The organism is Haloferax namakaokahaiae (assembly GCF_042663225.1).
In the GTDB taxonomy this organism is placed as follows: domain Archaea; phylum Halobacteriota; class Halobacteria; order Halobacteriales; family Haloferacaceae; genus Haloferax; species Haloferax namakaokahaiae.
The window spans coordinates 1,176,652-1,191,803 of sequence record NZ_JBHTAA010000005.1 but is presented as its reverse complement, the minus strand read 5'-3'; the positions used below and the strand labels follow the sequence as shown (position 1 = coordinate 1,191,803).

General features: G+C 62.7%; 17 protein-coding genes and 3 tRNA genes. 11 read left to right on the top strand and 9 right to left on the bottom strand.

The window, feature by feature from the left end; all coding sequences use genetic code 11:
• Positions 1–81 precede the first annotated feature (81 nt).
• The 3 genes from ACFQJC_RS13735 to ACFQJC_RS13725 all read left to right on the top strand — a co-directional run bounded on the left by ACFQJC_RS13735 (position 82) and on the right by ACFQJC_RS13725 (position 3,053).
• Positions 82–1,524 (top strand): single-stranded DNA binding protein, encoded by a 1,443-nt coding sequence (locus ACFQJC_RS13735; protein ID WP_390224404.1) that lies wholly within the window; start codon positions 82–84, stop codon positions 1,522–1,524.
• A gap of 84 nt (positions 1,525–1,608) precedes the next feature.
• On the top strand, positions 1,609–2,040 hold the full coding sequence (locus tag ACFQJC_RS13730; protein WP_390224402.1) for a histone: 432 nt from the start codon (positions 1,609–1,611) through the stop codon (positions 2,038–2,040).
• Positions 2,040–3,053 carry a histone deacetylase family protein gene (locus ACFQJC_RS13725; RefSeq protein WP_390224400.1) on the top strand — a complete coding sequence of 338 codons (1,014 nt, stop codon included), beginning with the start codon at positions 2,040–2,042 and terminating at the stop codon, positions 3,051–3,053. Before ACFQJC_RS13730 ends, ACFQJC_RS13725 begins: the two co-directional genes overlap by 1 nt.
• On the opposite strand, the gene cca is transcribed toward ACFQJC_RS13725, so the two are convergent.
• Entirely contained in the window at positions 3,032–4,393 is a 1,362-nt protein-coding gene (gene cca / locus ACFQJC_RS13720; RefSeq protein ID WP_390224398.1) for a CCA tRNA nucleotidyltransferase, read from the bottom strand. The genes ACFQJC_RS13725 and cca overlap by 22 nt on opposite strands.
• A 133-nt stretch (positions 4,394–4,526) precedes the next feature.
• Here cca and ACFQJC_RS13715 point away from each other — a divergent pair.
• A tRNA-Asn gene (locus ACFQJC_RS13715) sits at positions 4,527–4,630 on the top strand.
• A gap of 13 nt (positions 4,631–4,643) precedes the next feature.
• Here the strand turns inward: ACFQJC_RS13715 and ACFQJC_RS13710 are convergent.
• Positions 4,644–5,126, bottom strand: coding sequence for a group I intron-associated PD-(D/E)XK endonuclease (locus ACFQJC_RS13710; RefSeq protein ID WP_390224397.1), 483 nt, complete (start codon positions 5,124–5,126; stop codon positions 4,644–4,646).
• Positions 5,127–5,209: 83 nt separating this feature from the next.
• Here ACFQJC_RS13710 and ACFQJC_RS13705 point away from each other — a divergent pair.
• From ACFQJC_RS13705 to ACFQJC_RS13680, 6 genes are all read left to right on the top strand, one after another.
• Positions 5,210–5,313: transfer RNA gene (locus tag ACFQJC_RS13705), tRNA-Asn, on the top strand.
• Positions 5,314–5,402: 89 nt separating this feature from the next.
• Positions 5,403–5,477, top strand: a tRNA-Ile gene (locus ACFQJC_RS13700).
• Positions 5,478–5,649: 172 nt separating this feature from the next.
• Positions 5,650–6,069: a class I SAM-dependent methyltransferase gene (locus ACFQJC_RS13695; RefSeq protein WP_390224395.1), complete on the top strand. Its 420-nt coding sequence runs from the start codon at positions 5,650–5,652 to the stop codon at positions 6,067–6,069.
• Positions 6,070–6,229: 160 nt separating this feature from the next.
• Positions 6,230–7,498 (top strand): multicopper oxidase domain-containing protein, encoded by a 1,269-nt coding sequence (locus ACFQJC_RS13690; RefSeq protein WP_390224393.1) that lies wholly within the window; start codon positions 6,230–6,232, stop codon positions 7,496–7,498.
• A complete protein-coding gene (locus tag ACFQJC_RS13685; protein ID WP_390224391.1) occupies positions 7,499–8,731 on the top strand; it encodes a ZIP family metal transporter in 1,233 nt (410 codons plus the stop codon).
• 24 nt (positions 8,732–8,755) lie between these two features.
• On the top strand, positions 8,756–9,163 hold the full coding sequence (locus ACFQJC_RS13680; protein WP_390224389.1) for a plastocyanin/azurin family copper-binding protein: 408 nt from the start codon (positions 8,756–8,758) through the stop codon (positions 9,161–9,163).
• A gap of 7 nt (positions 9,164–9,170) precedes the next feature.
• On the opposite strand, the gene ACFQJC_RS13675 is transcribed toward ACFQJC_RS13680, so the two are convergent.
• The 3 genes from ACFQJC_RS13675 to ACFQJC_RS13665 form a co-directional block, all read right to left on the bottom strand.
• Positions 9,171–9,596, bottom strand: a complete 426-nt coding sequence (locus tag ACFQJC_RS13675; RefSeq protein ID WP_390224387.1) for a DUF6069 family protein — start codon at positions 9,594–9,596, stop codon at positions 9,171–9,173.
• Positions 9,597–9,669: 73 nt separating this feature from the next.
• Entirely contained in the window at positions 9,670–9,930 is a 261-nt protein-coding gene (locus tag ACFQJC_RS13670; RefSeq protein WP_390224385.1) for a glutaredoxin family protein, read from the bottom strand.
• A gap of 45 nt (positions 9,931–9,975) precedes the next feature.
• A complete protein-coding gene (locus ACFQJC_RS13665) occupies positions 9,976–10,401 on the bottom strand; it encodes a CopG family ribbon-helix-helix protein (RefSeq protein ID WP_390224383.1) in 426 nt (141 codons plus the stop codon).
• Between the two features lie 259 nt (positions 10,402–10,660).
• On the opposite strand from ACFQJC_RS13665, the gene ACFQJC_RS13660 reads away from it, so the two are divergent.
• Entirely contained in the window at positions 10,661–11,167 is a 507-nt protein-coding gene (locus ACFQJC_RS13660) for a DUF7344 domain-containing protein (RefSeq protein WP_390224381.1), read from the top strand.
• A gap of 202 nt (positions 11,168–11,369) precedes the next feature.
• Here ACFQJC_RS13660 and ACFQJC_RS13655 read toward each other — a convergent pair whose 3' ends face one another.
• The 4 genes from ACFQJC_RS13655 to kdgK1 form a co-directional block, all read right to left on the bottom strand.
• Positions 11,370–11,963 carry a class I SAM-dependent methyltransferase gene (locus ACFQJC_RS13655; RefSeq protein ID WP_390224379.1) on the bottom strand — a complete coding sequence of 198 codons (594 nt, stop codon included), beginning with the start codon at positions 11,961–11,963 and terminating at the stop codon, positions 11,370–11,372.
• 135 nt (positions 11,964–12,098) lie between these two features.
• Positions 12,099–12,764: a DUF6663 family protein gene (locus ACFQJC_RS13650; RefSeq protein WP_390224377.1), complete on the bottom strand. Its 666-nt coding sequence runs from the start codon at positions 12,762–12,764 to the stop codon at positions 12,099–12,101.
• A 102-nt stretch (positions 12,765–12,866) separates the two neighbouring features.
• Positions 12,867–13,997 (bottom strand): PGF-CTERM sorting domain-containing protein, encoded by a 1,131-nt coding sequence (locus ACFQJC_RS13645; protein WP_390224375.1) that lies wholly within the window; start codon positions 13,995–13,997, stop codon positions 12,867–12,869.
• A gap of 147 nt (positions 13,998–14,144) precedes the next feature.
• Positions 14,145–15,101, bottom strand: a complete 957-nt coding sequence (gene kdgK1, locus ACFQJC_RS13640) for a bifunctional 2-dehydro-3-deoxygluconokinase/2-dehydro-3-deoxygalactonokinase (RefSeq protein WP_390224374.1) — start codon at positions 15,099–15,101, stop codon at positions 14,145–14,147.
• Positions 15,102–15,152: the final 51 nt, after the last annotated feature.

The window sequence follows — 15,152 nt, the reverse complement described above, 5'->3', positions numbered from 1 at the left end:
GCCTTCCCTGTTCGAGCATAGTATGAATGCGACGTGTGGTCTCCGATGGGGTACGGTTGCAGAATGGGGTGGTGACGCCCGATGAGCGTCATCCGCGAGGTGTACGACGACCTCGATACGGACGTTCCGTTCGAGGAGTTCGAAGCCGCAGTAAACGACAAGGTCGAGCAGATGGGGGGACTCGCCGACGAGGAGACGGCGGCGATGCTCATCGCGCACGAACTCCGCGACGAGGAAGTAAACGGTATCGCCGATATCGAACCCGGCATGGAGGACGTGAAGTTCCTCGCAAAGGTCGTCAGCATCGGCGACGTTCGGACGTTCGAGCGCGACGGCGAGGACGAAGACGGTATGGTCGTCAACATCGAAGTCGCCGACGAGACGGGTCGGATTCGCGTCTCGCTGTGGGACGAGATGGCCGCCGGTGCCGAGGAGAACCTCGAAGTCGGAACGGTGCTTCGAATCGCGGGCCGACCGAAGGACGGCTTCAACGGCGTCGAAGTCAGCGCCAGCAAGGTCGAAGAGGACATCGAAGCGGAAGTCGATGTACAGGTACTCGACACCTACCGAGTCGAGGACCTCGCGCTCGGTCTCTCCGACGTGAACCTCAAAGGGAAGATTCTCGATACGGGGACGATTCGCACCTTCGACCGCGACGACGGTTCTGAGGGGCGCGTCTCGAACCTCTCGCTCGGTGACGCGACGGGTCGCGTGCGCGTGACGCTCTGGGACGAACGCGCCGACCTCGCCGAAGAACTCGAAACCGGCCAGTCGGTCGAAGTCGTGGACGGCTACGTCCGCGAACGCGACGGCTCGCTCGAACTCCACGTCGGTTCGCGCGGCGCGGTCGAAGTCATCGACGAGTCCATCGAGTACGTCCCCGAGACGACCGACATCGCGTCGCTCGAAATCGGCCAGACGGCCGATATCGCCGGCGGCGTCATCGAGTCCGACAGCAAGCGCACCTTCGACCGCGACGACGGCTCGCAGGGGCAGGTCAGAAACATCCGCGTCAAGGACGAGACGGGCGACATCCGCGTCGCCATGTGGGGCGACCACGCCGATAGCGACGTTGACCTCGCCGACTACGTCGTCGTCACCGACGTGCAGATCAAGGACGGCTGGCAGGACGACCTCGAAGCCTCCGCTGGCTGGCGCTCGACCATCTCCGTGATGGACGACGCGCCCGATACGAGCGTCACCGAAGAAGCCGAATCGAAGGCGAAAGCGACCTCTGTGAACAGCGAGGGTCTCGGTGCGTTCTCCGACGGCGACAAACCGAGCAGCACCGACACCAGTAGCTCCGATGACGACTCCTCGGCCGCGACGGGCGAGGCAGTCGAGTTCACCGGCACCGTCGTGCAGGCGGGCAACCCCGTCATCCTCGACGACGGCACCCAGACGAAGACGGTCGAGACGGACGCCGAACTCGGACTCGGCGACGAAGTGACCGTAGAGGGCATCGAAACCGACGGCCGAATCGCCGCCGACTCGGTCGAAGTCCACACCGGCGCACAGCGATAACTCGGCTCGACCGCGATTTCTGATAAAATCCCTGACGATTCAGTACGGAAAGGATTATACCCCGCACACTCCCGATATGTGGGTATGAGTGTCGAGCTACCGTTCGCCCCGGTAGACGAAATTATTCGGCAAAACGCTGGTTCCCTCAGAGTGAGTGCAGGGGCCGCAGAAGCGCTCGCTCAGCGGATTCAGGTCCACGGCTCGGAACTGGCAATCGACGCCGCGGAGCACGCGACGGCGGACGGGAGAAAGACGCTGATGGCCGAGGATTTCGGCGTCCAACAGATCGTTGACCGCGACGAACTCGAACTTCCTATCGCACCAATTGACCGTATCGCTCGGCTCAATATCGATGACCAATACCGTGTCTCAATGGACGCTCGAATCGCCCTCGCGGACATCCTCGAAGATTACGCCCACAACGTGGCGAGTGCGGCGGTGAAACTCGCCCACCACGCCGACCGCCGGACCGTACAGGCCGAAGATATCGAGACGTACTTTTCCCTCTTCGAATAATGCAATTTGGGTACAGCGAAACGTGTCTCGAACACGATACCGGGCCGCGTCACCCCGAGACGGCCGACCGCCTGCGCGCGATTAGGCGAGGGCTCGCCAAACGCCACGGCGTCGAGTACGTCTCGGCCGCCCCGGCGGACAAACCGACGGTGACCGCCGTCCACGACGATGCCTACGTGGACGAGTTCGAGCTGTTCTGCGAAGACGGCGGCGGTAACTGGGACCCCGACACGGTCGCCGTCGAAGCGTCGTGGGACGCCGCGCTCGCGTCTGCCGGTCTGTCGGTGTGGGCTGCCCAGTCGGCACTCGAAGGCGCGAGCGGCCGCCAGACCCCGTTCGCCCTCGGCCGCCCGCCGGGACACCACGCCGTCGAAGACGACGCGATGGGATTTTGCTTCTTCAACAACGCCGCCGTCGCGGCACAGGCCGTCATCGACGCCGGTGACGCCGACCGCGTCGCCATCTTCGACTGGGACGTCCACCACGGCAACGGCACGCAGGACATCTTCTACGACCGCGACGACGTGTTCTACGCCTCGATTCACGAAGACGGTCTCTACCCCGGTACCGGCCACGTGGACGAGACGGGAACCAACGGGGCCGAAGGAACGACGCTGAACGTGCCGCTTCCTGCTGGCGCGGGCGATGCCGATTACGTCTACTCCTTCGAGGAGACTATCGCCCCCGCAGTCGAACGATTCGACCCCGACCTGTTCATCGTGAGCGCCGGCTTCGACGCCCACCGTTACGACCCCATCTCGCGGATGCGCGTCTCCACCGAGGGCTACGCGATGCTCACCGAGTGCGTCCAGGCGGTGTGCGAGAACACCGACGCCGCGCTCGCGTACGTCCTCGAAGGCGGCTACGGTCTCGATACGCTCTCAGAAGGCATCGCAATCGTCCACGAGACGTTCGACGGCCGGGCCGCGATGGAACCGGACGAAGACCCGACCGACGAGACCGAAGAACTCGTCGCAGAAATCCGCGAGACTCACGGTCTCGGGTCGAAGTAGGCCCCGAATTCTGCGCCGAACTCTCCTGCGAGTTGGGCGACCGACTCACCGACGAGTACCTCGTACTCGCCTGCTCGAAGAATCTCCTCGACGTGTGTGCCGAGTGCGACGTCGAAGAGCGCCTCGCTCGTGAGGAACGCTTCGGCCGAGGTGAACTCGCGTTCTCGCTCGACCACGAATCGGTCGCCGTCGAGGAACGGCCCGTACGCCTCGTCGTCGTCCGCGTAGGCGTCGAAAAAGCCCTCTGCGTGCTGTCGCACGTGGACCGGCGGGCCGGTGTGGCGCTCGACTGTGGGGCGCTCCGCGACGGCCAGTTCGAAGAACAGCACTGCCCGATTCTTGGCGAACGCCGCCTTTCTGAACACGTCGAAGTCGCGTCGGTCGAGTTCGGCGGCGACGCCCGACACCGATTTGCGGAGCTGCGGGTACAGTTGGTCCTCGACGAGGTCCGGGGTGTCGAAGACGATTGCCGCGGGGGTCGTCTGCCGACGCTCCAGTTGTTCTCGGACGCCTTCAGAATCGAGCGGGTCGGGGTCGGCACGGAAGAAGAGCGACTCCCGAGGGTCGTCGAGGACGTCTCTGGCGTAGTGTTGGAGTCGGGCGACGTTCTCGGCCGAGCAGACCGCGGCGACATTTCGCTCGGGGTCGGTCGGGTCGATGACGACGAGCGGGTCCGAGAACGTTCGCGTCCCGTGGTCTTCCGGGTCGAACGAGACGGGGGGTGTCCAGTCGGCGGCGGCACGGAGCAACGACTCGAACCCACCGTATTCGAGAATCAGCAACTCGGCGAGGTAACCCGAAAAACCCTCAGTGCGGAGGTCGCTCCCGTACGCCCCGATGCCTTTCAAGAAGCGCTTGAACACGCGCACGTCGGCGGCGAGTTCGTCGTCGAGGTGGGAGACGAGATACGCGTTGTGGAAGGGCGTGCGGTCCACTGCGGAGCGGATATCGGGAGCCGTCGGCACGTCGTAGCACGGAACCAAATCCACGTCGAAGCCATCGTAGGTCCCCTTGACGTACGGGTGTTCGGCGTACTCCTCGTGCCCATCCGGGAGGACGGCGTGGCCGACTTCGAGGCCGTAGGTTTCGAGTTCCTCGCGCGAGAGGTCGTCGGGAAAGCGAACGAAGAGGTCGATATCTCGGTCACCCGAGAGCCACGTCCCCCGAGCGGTGCTCCCGACTTGGAGTACGTCGGCATCGACGGAGAGGTCGGCGAGGGCGTCGTGGACGCGGGATTCGAGTTCGCTCGCCGCGTCCGAGAGCGCCCGACGCTCCGCCTCGTCGGGGTCGATTCGCTCGCGGACCGCCGCGATAACCCTATCGAGGTCCGAGTCAGTCATTACCCACGCTTCCGGCCCGGACGGCGAAAGCGTGACGGTGCGCCCGTCGCATCGAGAGACGGTGGCACCTCTCAGCCGTCGGGCGAAAACGAAAGCCCTATGAATAAACGTCGAATACGATGGAGTGCAGAAAGCCGCCGTAGCTCAGTTGGTAGAGCACCTCGCTGTTAAGGAATCTCAGTTTCGGCTGGTTCCGCAGTCACGAGGTGGTCCCAGGTTCGAGTCCTGGCGGCGGCGCTTCTCTCTACGATTAATCGCTTCGAGCCGTTGGTTTATCGTACAATTTGGAAAGCACTGCATCGAGGGCGTAGTCTTCGTGCCAATTAATGCCGATTCGTTGGTTGTTTGCCGGCGGTTCGTATCTGAGTTGCATCTTTCCCGACGCAGCGTCGTCGATGTGGACGAGATATGTTTGTTCGACTTCTGGGCTGTACACTGCGAAATAGTCGATTGCGTCCTCGTAATGTGACCGTTCGTACCCGTTCGCACGAGAGCGGGTGCTCACCGTTTCGAAGGTTACAGTCCCTTCGTTTGAATCGTATCCCGTCTTGACCTGTAATCGGAGGAATTCGTCGCCCAATTGGATGACGAGGTCGTAGGGTTCGTTGTCGTATTCGGGGACGAGCACGGGTATTCCACGACGGAGAAAAGCGGCTTTGACGATTGCTTCTGCTGCTTGTCCACGGAGATGTGTCTCTCCTAACTGGTCGAAGTAGAACGCATCCTTGTGCATGTGGTGCTGTCACATTGCAACCACCTAGGTTTCGCGGAGAAACGAAATCCACTTCAAACTGTCTCCAATAGACTGGCGTGTAAGCCGCCGTAGCTCAGTTGGTAGAGCACCTCGCTGTTAAGAAATTTCAGTCCCGGCTGGTTTCGCAGTCACGAGGTGGTCCCAGGTTCGAGTCCTGGCGGCGGCGCTTCTCTCCGAACTCGATTGTCGAGCACTGGGTGTGCTCGACTCCGTTTGCTAAGACATAAGAATACGCCGAGAAAACCAACAGAGTGCGGGCCCTTAGCTCAGTCTGGTCAGAGCGCTCGGCTCATAACCGGGTGGTCATGGGTTCGAACCCCATAGGGCCCATGTGAGTGCCCTGAGTGACAACGAAGGCCGAACCTGCCGACCGAGGGGGTTCGAATCAGGGAGCAAGTGCGACATGAAGTGTCGCAATACGACGAACGGCGAAGCCGTGAGTCAGAGAGCGACCGTGGTTCGAACCCCATAGGGCCCATTTTCTGCCGACAGCGAGGCGAGGTTGCAGTACGACTCCGAAAAGTTCGAAGTCGTCAGGTTCGACCTGACGCGGTCGTTCGCCCACGGCGACATGCGAGCACTCCCGTTCGCAGACGACGCGTTCGACGGCGTCTGGAATTGTGTGTCGTTCCTCCACGTCCCGCAAGACGACGCCCGACGAACGCTCCGAGAGTTCCAGCGCGTCCTCACCGACGGGGGTGTCGTCTATCTCTCGGTGAAACGTGGGGAAAAAGCGGCTACAGCACTGATAGCCGGTACTTTGAGCGGTATCTGCCCGACGAAATTCGCTCGTTGCTCGTCGATACGGCGTTCGGCGCGGTGTCGTTCGAAGGAGAGAAAGATTGGTTGCAAGTCGTCGCGTGCGCAACTCGATGACCCAGCGTTTCCGACGTCACACAACGGTACCGTCTCGTCTCTCTGAGCCGTGACGGCGCATAACAAACTATAAATTTAGACCCGTCTAATTTTTTGTATGATAACATCGAAAGTAGGACCGGGCCTGAAGTTGGCACATCGACGTACGGGCGAACACTCCCCGACGACTCAGTCGTCGTCACCCTCCATCTGAGCGAGTTGCGTTAATGCCTTCACTAGATTACGAACGAGCAACTGAGCTTTCAGAACGACTAGAACAGCGATTAGTCGAGTCTCTCGAGACCGACTTCGAGACCACCCGCCGTGCAGTCCTCGGCGGATTGGGCCTCGCAGGAGGCGCAGCACTCGCCGGCGTCGGTCGCGGAAACAGCGGCGACCACGACGCAAGCAGTCACGGCGGCGACTCCCACGGGAACTTCGGCGCGGTCGGCGAGTACCGTGACCTCGATTTCGACCCGCACGAGTACCTCTACCAGTTCAACACCGGACGCGGCGAACAGGAGAACGTCCCGCAGGACATCTACGAGGAAGACGGTCGGACCGTCCGCGAGTTCACGTTCACGGCCGTCGATACGACCATCACCATCGCCCCCGGCATCGAGTTTCAGGCGTGGGCGTACAACGGACAGGTTCCCGGGCCGACGATTCGCGCCGTCGAAGGCGACCTGATTCGCGTCAAATTCGAGAACCTCGGCCGCCACGCACACACCATCCATCCGCACCTGCGAAACCTGAATCCCGATATGGACGGCGTCCCGACGAACGGGCCGGGCGTCCTCAACGCGGGCGAGTCGTTCACATACGAGTGGATTGCCCAACCGGCAGGGAGTCACTTCTACCACTGCCACTCGCTCCCGCTGAAAGAGCACATCCACCGCGGCCTGTACGGGGCAATCGTCATCGACCCCGACCCCGAACGCGTCGCCGAGCGACCCGAGGAGTACTGTGAGTTCCACCCCTCGCAGATCACCGACGAACTCCGGGCGGACCTCGTCGCCGAGGCGAAGAGCCGAAACCACGAGTACCCCGAGAACGACGCCGTCAACGAGATGGTGATGGTGATGAACGGGTTCGACACCAACTTCGACGGCGGCAACGAAGTCTACGCGGTCAACACCCGCGCGTTCGCCTACGGTGTCGGCCAGACCGACGGCCGCGGCAACTGGGAGGCGGGTGAGACCAAGCGCCCGATTCAGTTAGACAAGACACAGCGTCACCGGGTGTATCTCGTCAACGCCATCGAGTTCGACCTCATCAACTCGTTCCACACCCACTCGCAGTTCTTCGACTACTACGACCACGGGACGACGCTCCTGCCGACGCAGAAGCGGGTCGATACAGTCATGCAGTGTCAGGCACAGCGCGGTATCATCGAGTTAGACTACTCCAACCACGAGTCCGGTCTGTACATGTTCCACGCCCACCAGTCCGAGTTCGCCGAACTCGGCTGGATGAGTTTCTTCGAGGTGGTCTAAATGAGCAAAGCAAACACCGACGGCGGCACCGCAACCCAATCCTCACAGCCGTTCGGCCTTCCGAAGTGGGTCGTCGCCATCCTGCCGATTCTCCTGCTTGGACTCATCGTCGGCGGTTTCTTCGCGTTCAGTCCGTTGTCGTCGCTCGATTCTGGTGGCGAACCGCTCCCCGACGTGTCGGTCACGCACACGACCCTGCCCAACGACGAAACCGTCGTCGTCCACGTCACGAACAACGGGCCGAACGAGGTGACCATCTCGCAAGTCCTCGTCGCCGAAGCCTACTGGAACTTCGACGTCGAGGGGGCGGGCGGAGACAACACGCTCGCCCCGCGCGAGAGCGCGCAAGTCGTGATTCCGTACCACTGGAACCCCGGATGGGATCTCGAAGTCGCCTTGGTGCTCTCCGACGGCAGTACCGTCCACCACACCATCGTCGCCCCGAACCAGTCGCCCGGTCTGACGACCGACCTCTTGGTGACGATGGCCGTCATCGGGCTGTTCGTCGGCATCATCCCCGTCGTCCTCGGGATGCTGTGGTTCCCGTTCCTCCAGTCGATGAGCGACCGGTGGCTCCACGCGATTCTCGCGTTCTCCGCGGGTATCCTCGCCTTCCTCGCTATCGACGCCGGGTTCGAGGCGTTCGAGTTGGGTGCGGAGGTTCCGGGTGCGTGGGAGGGAACGGCCCTCGTCGCACTGGGAATCATCGGTGCCCTCCTCGCCGTTCAATCCGTCAGCGCGTGGCGGAAGGGCCGCGCAGAAGCGGGTGACGAGCGCGCACAGAGCGGCCTGTGGGTCGCCTACCTCGTCGCGCTCGGCATCGGCCTGCACAACCTCGCCGAAGGGTTGGCTATCGGGAGTTCGTTCGCGCTCGGGCGCGTCTCGCTCGGCGCGTTCCTCGTCGTCGGCTTCATGATTCACAACGTCACCGAAGGCCCGGCCGTCGTCGCTCCCGTCGCCCGCGGCGAGCGCCCGAGACTCGCTCACTTCGTCGGTCTCGGCGTCCTCGCCGGTGCCCCCGTTATCCTCGGTGGCTGGTTGGGAAGCCTCGCGTTCTCGCCGACGCTCGGCGCGTTCTTCCTCGCTATCGGCGTCGGTGCAATCCTGCAGGTCGTCTGGGAACTGCGCGGCATGATTAGCCGGAACGGTCGCGCCGGAACGGCACTGAACCTCGTGACGTTCCTCGTCGGACTCGTCGTGATGTACGTCACCGACCTCTTCGTCGCACTCTAATCCCCCCGACCGAATCTTCTCACAATGAATCGACGACACGTGCTCCGTCTGAGTGGTGCCGCCCTCGTTGCGACCGCGACCGCTGGCTGTCTGGGTGGCGGTGGCAGCGATACCAAGCGCGTCACGATGGGCGACGATTTCGCCTTCAGTCCGAAGCGACTCACCGTCTCCGCGGGGACGACAGTCGAGTGGACCAACGACAGCGACGTTCCGCACACCGTCACCGCCTACGAAGACGAGGTTCCCGACGCCGCGTCGTACTTCGCCAGCGGCGGGTTCGACTCGGAGAAGGCCGCCCGAAACGACGTGCAAGGCGGACTCTTCGGCCCCGGCGAGTCGTACGAACACACGTTCGAAACCAGAGGAACCTACGAGTACTTCTGCGTCCCGCACGAGAGTTCGGGGATGGTCGGGACCGTCGTCGTCGAGTAAAAACGATTCAGACGACTTCTGGTGCCCGCCCGACCCGCGTCAACGTGCCCACGCAAATCCCGGCGACGATAGCGTGCATCACCATGAGGACGACGACACCGGGAACGGTCGCCAGCGGGTCGCCGAACAGAAGTCCGATATCCGGAACGAACGAGACGACGAGCACGGCGGCCGCGACACGGGTGAACGTTCTATCGGGGTTCTCGACGCGAGACGAGAGAATCGCGTACACGAGGACTGCACCGAGCGCGCCGAGTGCCGAAAAGAGCACGACAGGCGGGTACGAAAGCGGCGCGAACGGCTGGACGGCCCCGCTGGCGAGGACGACTGCGAGAACGAGCGCGTTGGCGACGACCGAGAGCGCAATTGCGACCGCGCCCCGCCGAGCGAGCGTCGCTCGCGGCAGGGTCGCTGTGGGGGTGACTGTGGACATGCCACGGTAGATACGCTGTCTCAGAACATGAGCGTGTACGTCGCCGTTGACAACAGAGCGGGTTCGACGCCGTTCAGCGAGACGCGGCGATTAGTTTCTCGCGCAGGCGCGCTTCGTCCACCTCGAATTTGAACGCGGGGCGGCCGTCGATGTAGACGTACGGGACGCGCTCGCCGTATCTCTCCCGTAGGTCGTCGTCGGCATCGACATCGACCAGCGAGAGGTCGATTTCGACATCTTCGTCCGCGGCGACGTCTCGAATCGTCGCTTCGGCCACGTCGCAGAGGTGACAGACTTCGCGGGTGTAGATGGTAATCGGAACCACGTCGCTCATTGATACTGTTCTCTGCTGGACGAAAATGAGCGTTCGCTTCCGTTCTCAGTCGCTGACGAATCCGGTGAACTGGTCGATTGGCATGACGGAGTAATCGACGCTCAGGGTGTCGCGCGTCGCGCGAATCTTCCCGACGAACGTCGAGATATCTTGGAGCGTGCCTTCGAGGATGAACAGTTCCATGCAGTAGTGGTTGCCCACGTGGTTGTGGAAGTTCGACTTGACGAGACCCTCGTACTCGTGGCGGAGGCGCATCATGCGCTCTTCGACGGCCGTCGTCTCGAAGTCGAAGATGACGGTGACGACGGCCATCAGTTCCCGGTCTTCGAGACGCTTGTCTTCGAACTCCCCGAGGAGGTTGCGGGCCGCCTCCCGGACGACCTCGCTCCGCCCGGTGTAGCCGTGGTCTTCGGCGAACGAGTCGATTCGAGAGAGGAGTTCTTCCGGCATCGAGACGCTGACGACGGTCATGTATTAATTCGTGGGTGCGAATATATTAAATATTGGCATCACGTGCTCGTGACGACCGTTCAACCACTCCTTTAGGTCACGTATTCGTACTACCACGTTCTTGGTTGAACGAAGGCTCCTGCCGAAGAAACGAAGCGAATACTAGCGCAGTCAACCGATTTCCAACTATTCGCTCAGTGAAATTCACCCCACACCGTATATTTATTATGACCTGTTGATATACATGAAGCACCCACTCCCGAGGTAATCGCACATTTATATGGCAACGACATCTAAATCCAGTTTATCTGAAACGCACATTCACGAAGTGCTCAGCAACGAGCGCCGTCGAATGGCTATCGAGTTACTCCAGGACCACGACCAACTCTCACTCCGTGACCTCTCGGAGCGAATCGCGGAACTCGAAACCGGCGAGTCACCCCCACCGCGTAATATCCGCCAGAGTGCGTACGTCTCGCTCCAACAGACCCACATCCCGAAACTCGACGAGTTGGATATCGTCTCCTACGACGACGAGTCGAAACTCGTCTCGCTGGCGCAGGCCGGCGACGTGACGGTGTACATGGAAGTCGTCCCCGAGGGCGAACTGTCGTGGAGCGAGTATTATGCCACCCTCGCGGGTCTCGGTATCGTCCTCATGATTGCCGTCGCGGCCAACGTCCCACTCCTCACGAACATCGGTGCGCCCGTCCTCGGTTCTGTCGTCTTTTCCGTCTTCGGTGCCTCGGCGATCTACCAGCGCTGGGCACAGCACAGCCAACAGTGACTTGGCCATCTCCCGGTTTCGCCATGCTACTTGAGTGACCCTCCCAGTCACGATCGAGTAGCCTCCATCGAACGAACAGATGGCGTCAGATACCAAGCGCGCCTTCGAGGGCGACGACCCGACCGGGCGCGTCGAACCGAGTTAGGACTGAGCGCAATCAGTCTGTCAGAACAGCTGTTCTGCTGAAATCCTCAGCGTGTGATTATCGGGTGGCCACGAGGACACCCGCCGATTCGGTGATGATCTCGACATCGGTGAGCGTGAAGCCTGCACCTGCGAGGAGAGTGGCGACAGTTCCCATCGATGGCAGCGTTTCGTAATCCGTCGGTGTCTGCGCCGGCCCGAAGTGCATCTTGTCGGCCACGACCATGCACCGCGGATTCACCCCCGCGAGCCCGTCGATGGCAGCGCGTAATTCGTCTTCGCCACCTTCGTCGTAGGCCATGTACAGCGCGTAGCACGCGACGACGACGTCCACCGGTTCCGAAACGTTCGGTTTACGAAACGACCCGTGGTCGAACGAGACGTTCTCGATACCGCGGCGTGCAGCCTTCTCGCGGGCATACCGGAGCCAGTCGTCGTAGATGTCTCTCCCTATCACGTGGTCACACTTCGACGCGAGTTCGAGCGCGACGATGCCCGTGCCCGTCCCGATATCGACCACGGTATCGTCGCGCTCGATTGGCGCGTGCGTGAGAAGAGCGGACAGACACCGCTGGTACACCTCGTCCGATTCGCAGTCTGCATCGTAGTCCAGCGGAGTGTAGCCGTTGGAGTCGCGCTTCGTGTTGCTCATCGGTACGACGAATAGGACATCCTGGACCATAAGGGTCTCAAGAATGATTGTTGACACGTACTCCCGACTCACGCCTCGTCTTCAGCACGCTCCGAAAACGCACCGGCAACGTGTCAACAGAGCCAGAACCGTCGGTCAGCAATACGTCTCGCGCATCGTCCGCGCGAACAGTCCGTCTCTGTCGAACGCGAGCGCGACGAGTACGAACGACTCGTCCAGCGGACGGAGGACGAACACTTCTCGCGGGGCGTCCGGAATCGCGTCGGCGTCCTCGCTATCCACCTCGCGGTCGATGCGGCACACGAGCGGGTCGAGCGGGAGCACGCCGTTTCGGAACTCGTCGAACAAGTCGCGCGCGCCGGCCTGCTTTGCGAACACGTAGAGCGCGGCGTTGGGGTCGCCGTCGGTGCCGTAGGTCACCCGCGAGCCAATCGCATCGCCTGCAGTTTCGGTCGCTTGCCACGTCTCTCGGGCCGCTTCGAACAGGCCGGTCGCCGCGCCGACGAAGCGAAATCGGGTTCGGTCGATGACCGCCACGGCCGTGAATCGCGGGACGCCGTCGTCCCACGTCAGGTTCGCTTCGACGACGTTTCCGGGTTCGAGCGAGGCGACAGTCTCGTCGAGTGCGCCGTCGTAGCCACTGGTCGAGACGTAGGTCGGTGAGAACGCGTCGTCGGCATCGACCGCGAACCCGTCGTCGGTCCAGTCGATGCGCTCGGCCGGACGTTCCAGCAAGAGGAGTTCGCTCTCGTCGCGTGGACTGCGATACACGCGGAACTCCCCGGCCGTCGTGACCTCCATACCGGCGGCTACTGGGTGGACGAAAATACGCCTACCGGTCGAAGCAGGCTGGTCGATTCAGTCGTCACCGACCGAAAAACCGCGTCAAAAGAGAGTTAGTCGTTACGCCTGTCGGCGGGCGAGGAGGGCCGCCCCAGCGAGGGCGACGACGGAGACGCCGACGCCGAATCCGGGGGCGCTCGAAGACGACGAGGACGTTTCGTCGGTCGTCTGTTCACTTCCAGCGTCGCCGTTCGTCATCGTCACCTGTCGTTCCGAGAAGTGGTTGACGGCGACGTAGACGTTCGACTCGGCGTCGGCGCTCGTTTCCTGGACGAGGTACGCCGAGTTGTCGCCGCCGTTCGCGGCCGACTGGAGCTCGCTGTAACTCTCGGCTTCGACGGCGGCCTCGCCATCGACGGTCACGGAGAGGTCGTCCGTCGCGGCGAGTGCCTCCTCGGAGACGGTGGTCATCACGATGGCTCCCTCGTGGACCGAGCGATTGACGGTCATCGTGACCGTGTCGTTCGCGTCCTTCGCGGTTTCGACCGTGGTGTGTTCGTCGTACGTCACCGTGTCGGTCACGGTCGAACCGTTCGCTTCCATCACGTAGACTTCGGCGGCCGCAGAGCCGTTGGCGATGAGTTCCTCTGCGCGCTCGTCCTCGGCAGTTCGCTCGCCGTCGTAGCTACGGAAGACGAGGCGGCTGTCTTCTGCGAGGTTCGCGCTGACGTTGCCGTCCTCGTTGACGGTCACGTCGCCGTCACCGACGACGATGAACGTCCCCGTTCGGCCGTCGTTCTCGACGACGACGCGGGAGTCGTCTACCTGCTCGGCGTTCGACGCTCCGCTGAGGTTCGCCGTCACGTACTGCGATTCGTCACCCGCCGCGACGACGAGCGTCCCTTTCGGGTTGTCGTGGGCCGAGACGGTCGCACCGCTGTCGGCGCGGACGGTCGCGCTCGTCTCGGTGGTCGTCTCGAGCGAGAGGGCGCTCGCGTCGATGTCGGTCACGGCCGAGAGGCCGACGTCGAGACCGATACCGGCCTCAGCCCGCGACGACGTGCTGACCGACTGGAGGACCGTCTCGCCGCCGACGGAGTAGTTCGTGACGGCGTTCTCGTTCGTCTCGAACGAAACGTGCGTTCCCGCGTAGGTCGAACTGTCTGTGCTCGACTGCTGGGCGGCGACCGACCCGACGGGCACGGCCGCGGTGACCAGCACGACTGCCAGAACGACTGCGATTCGTTTCATTGCAGTTCGACCGCAAATCCGGTCTCGGTAGAAAGTCTTGTGGCTAATCGCGGGACGGCGTCTCATCCCCTTTCGTGATAAATATGCACCCAGTGCATCGAATCGGCGGCGATGTGTGCGACAACTTCACACGAAAACTCGTCGGCCTTACCGAGAGATTCCGCGGCCGCCTTCGTCGATGACGCCCGCGACGTCGTCGGGGTTGACGACGGCGATGTCGCCTTCGATAGTTCGTTTGAACGACGCCGTCGCGGCGGCCCACTGGAGTGCTTCGGCGATGTCACCGCCGTCGAGGCGCTTTGCGAGGAAGCCGCCGACGAAGGCGTCGCCCGTCCCGATTGCATCGACGGTTTCGGCCTCGTAGACGCCCTGTTCGTACACGTCGCCGTCGTGGAGCGCGAGCGCGCCTTCTGCCCCGCGAGTGACGACGACGGTCTCGAAGCCGTAGTCTTCGGCGAGCCCTCGGGCGACGGTTTCGGCGTCGCCGTCGCGGCCGAGCACGGTCTCGGCGTCGCGTTGGGCCGTGAACAGCACGTCGATGTGTTCGAAGAGCGCGCGACACGCCGGACCGGCCACCTCGGGCGACCAGAGCTTTCCGCGGTAGTTGATGTCGAACGCCGTCTTCACGCCCGCATCCTGTGCCGCGGCGAGCACGTCCGCGGTGGTCTCGCGGAGCGTCTCGGAGAGTGCGGGGGTGATGCCGCTGGTGTAACACAGTTCGGCGTCACGGACGCGAGCGAGGTCGAGTTCGTCGGTTTCGAGCGTCGTCACCGCGGCGTCGGCGCGGTCGTAGATGGCGTTCGTCGGGCGGGGTTCCGCGCCGTGTTCGACGTAGTACAACCCCTGTCGATTGTCGGGGTCCCAGACGACGCCCTCGGTATCGACGCCGTGACTTCGAAGTTCGCCGACGACGCGACGGCCGAGCGGCGAGTCCGGGAGTTTCGAGAGCCACGCCGCGTCGTGGCCGAGGCGGTTCGCCACGATGGCGACGTTGCTCTCCGCCCCACCGGCTTGAATCTCCAGTTCGCGGGCCGTCTCCAGTCGCTCACCGCGCGGCGGCGAGAGGCGTAACATCGTCTCGCCGAAGGTCACGAGGTCAGTCATGCCAGTGCGTTCGCAAGCACCATATAAACGTCCGGCGTTGGCGTCCAACGT

Coding starts and splice junctions, on each gene's coding strand:
- ACFQJC_RS13680 (WP_390224389.1), top strand. CDS start 8,756: ATGAATCGACGACACGTGCTCCGTCTGAGTGGTGCCGCCCTCGTTGCG.
- ACFQJC_RS13690 (WP_390224393.1), top strand. CDS start 6,230: ATGCCTTCACTAGATTACGAACGAGCAACTGAGCTTTCAGAACGACTA.
- ACFQJC_RS13730 (WP_390224402.1), top strand. CDS start 1,609: ATGAGTGTCGAGCTACCGTTCGCCCCGGTAGACGAAATTATTCGGCAA.
- ACFQJC_RS13670 (WP_390224385.1), bottom strand. CDS start 9,930: ATGAGCGACGTGGTTCCGATTACCATCTACACCCGCGAAGTCTGTCAC.
- ACFQJC_RS13675 (WP_390224387.1), bottom strand. CDS start 9,596: ATGTCCACAGTCACCCCCACAGCGACCCTGCCGCGAGCGACGCTCGCT.
- ACFQJC_RS13665 (WP_390224383.1), bottom strand. CDS start 10,401: ATGACCGTCGTCAGCGTCTCGATGCCGGAAGAACTCCTCTCTCGAATC.
- ACFQJC_RS13660 (WP_390224381.1), top strand. CDS start 10,661: ATGGCAACGACATCTAAATCCAGTTTATCTGAAACGCACATTCACGAA.
- ACFQJC_RS13645 (WP_390224375.1), bottom strand. CDS start 13,997: ATGAAACGAATCGCAGTCGTTCTGGCAGTCGTGCTGGTCACCGCGGCC.
- ACFQJC_RS13710 (WP_390224397.1), bottom strand. CDS start 5,126: ATGCACAAGGATGCGTTCTACTTCGACCAGTTAGGAGAGACACATCTC.
- kdgK1 (WP_390224374.1), bottom strand. CDS start 15,101: ATGACTGACCTCGTGACCTTCGGCGAGACGATGTTACGCCTCTCGCCG.
- ACFQJC_RS13735 (WP_390224404.1), top strand. CDS start 82: ATGAGCGTCATCCGCGAGGTGTACGACGACCTCGATACGGACGTTCCG.
- cca (WP_390224398.1), bottom strand. CDS start 4,393: ATGACTGACTCGGACCTCGATAGGGTTATCGCGGCGGTCCGCGAGCGA.
- ACFQJC_RS13725 (WP_390224400.1), top strand. CDS start 2,040: ATGCAATTTGGGTACAGCGAAACGTGTCTCGAACACGATACCGGGCCG.
- ACFQJC_RS13685 (WP_390224391.1), top strand. CDS start 7,499: ATGAGCAAAGCAAACACCGACGGCGGCACCGCAACCCAATCCTCACAG.
- ACFQJC_RS13655 (WP_390224379.1), bottom strand. CDS start 11,963: ATGAGCAACACGAAGCGCGACTCCAACGGCTACACTCCGCTGGACTAC.
- ACFQJC_RS13650 (WP_390224377.1), bottom strand. CDS start 12,764: ATGGAGGTCACGACGGCCGGGGAGTTCCGCGTGTATCGCAGTCCACGC.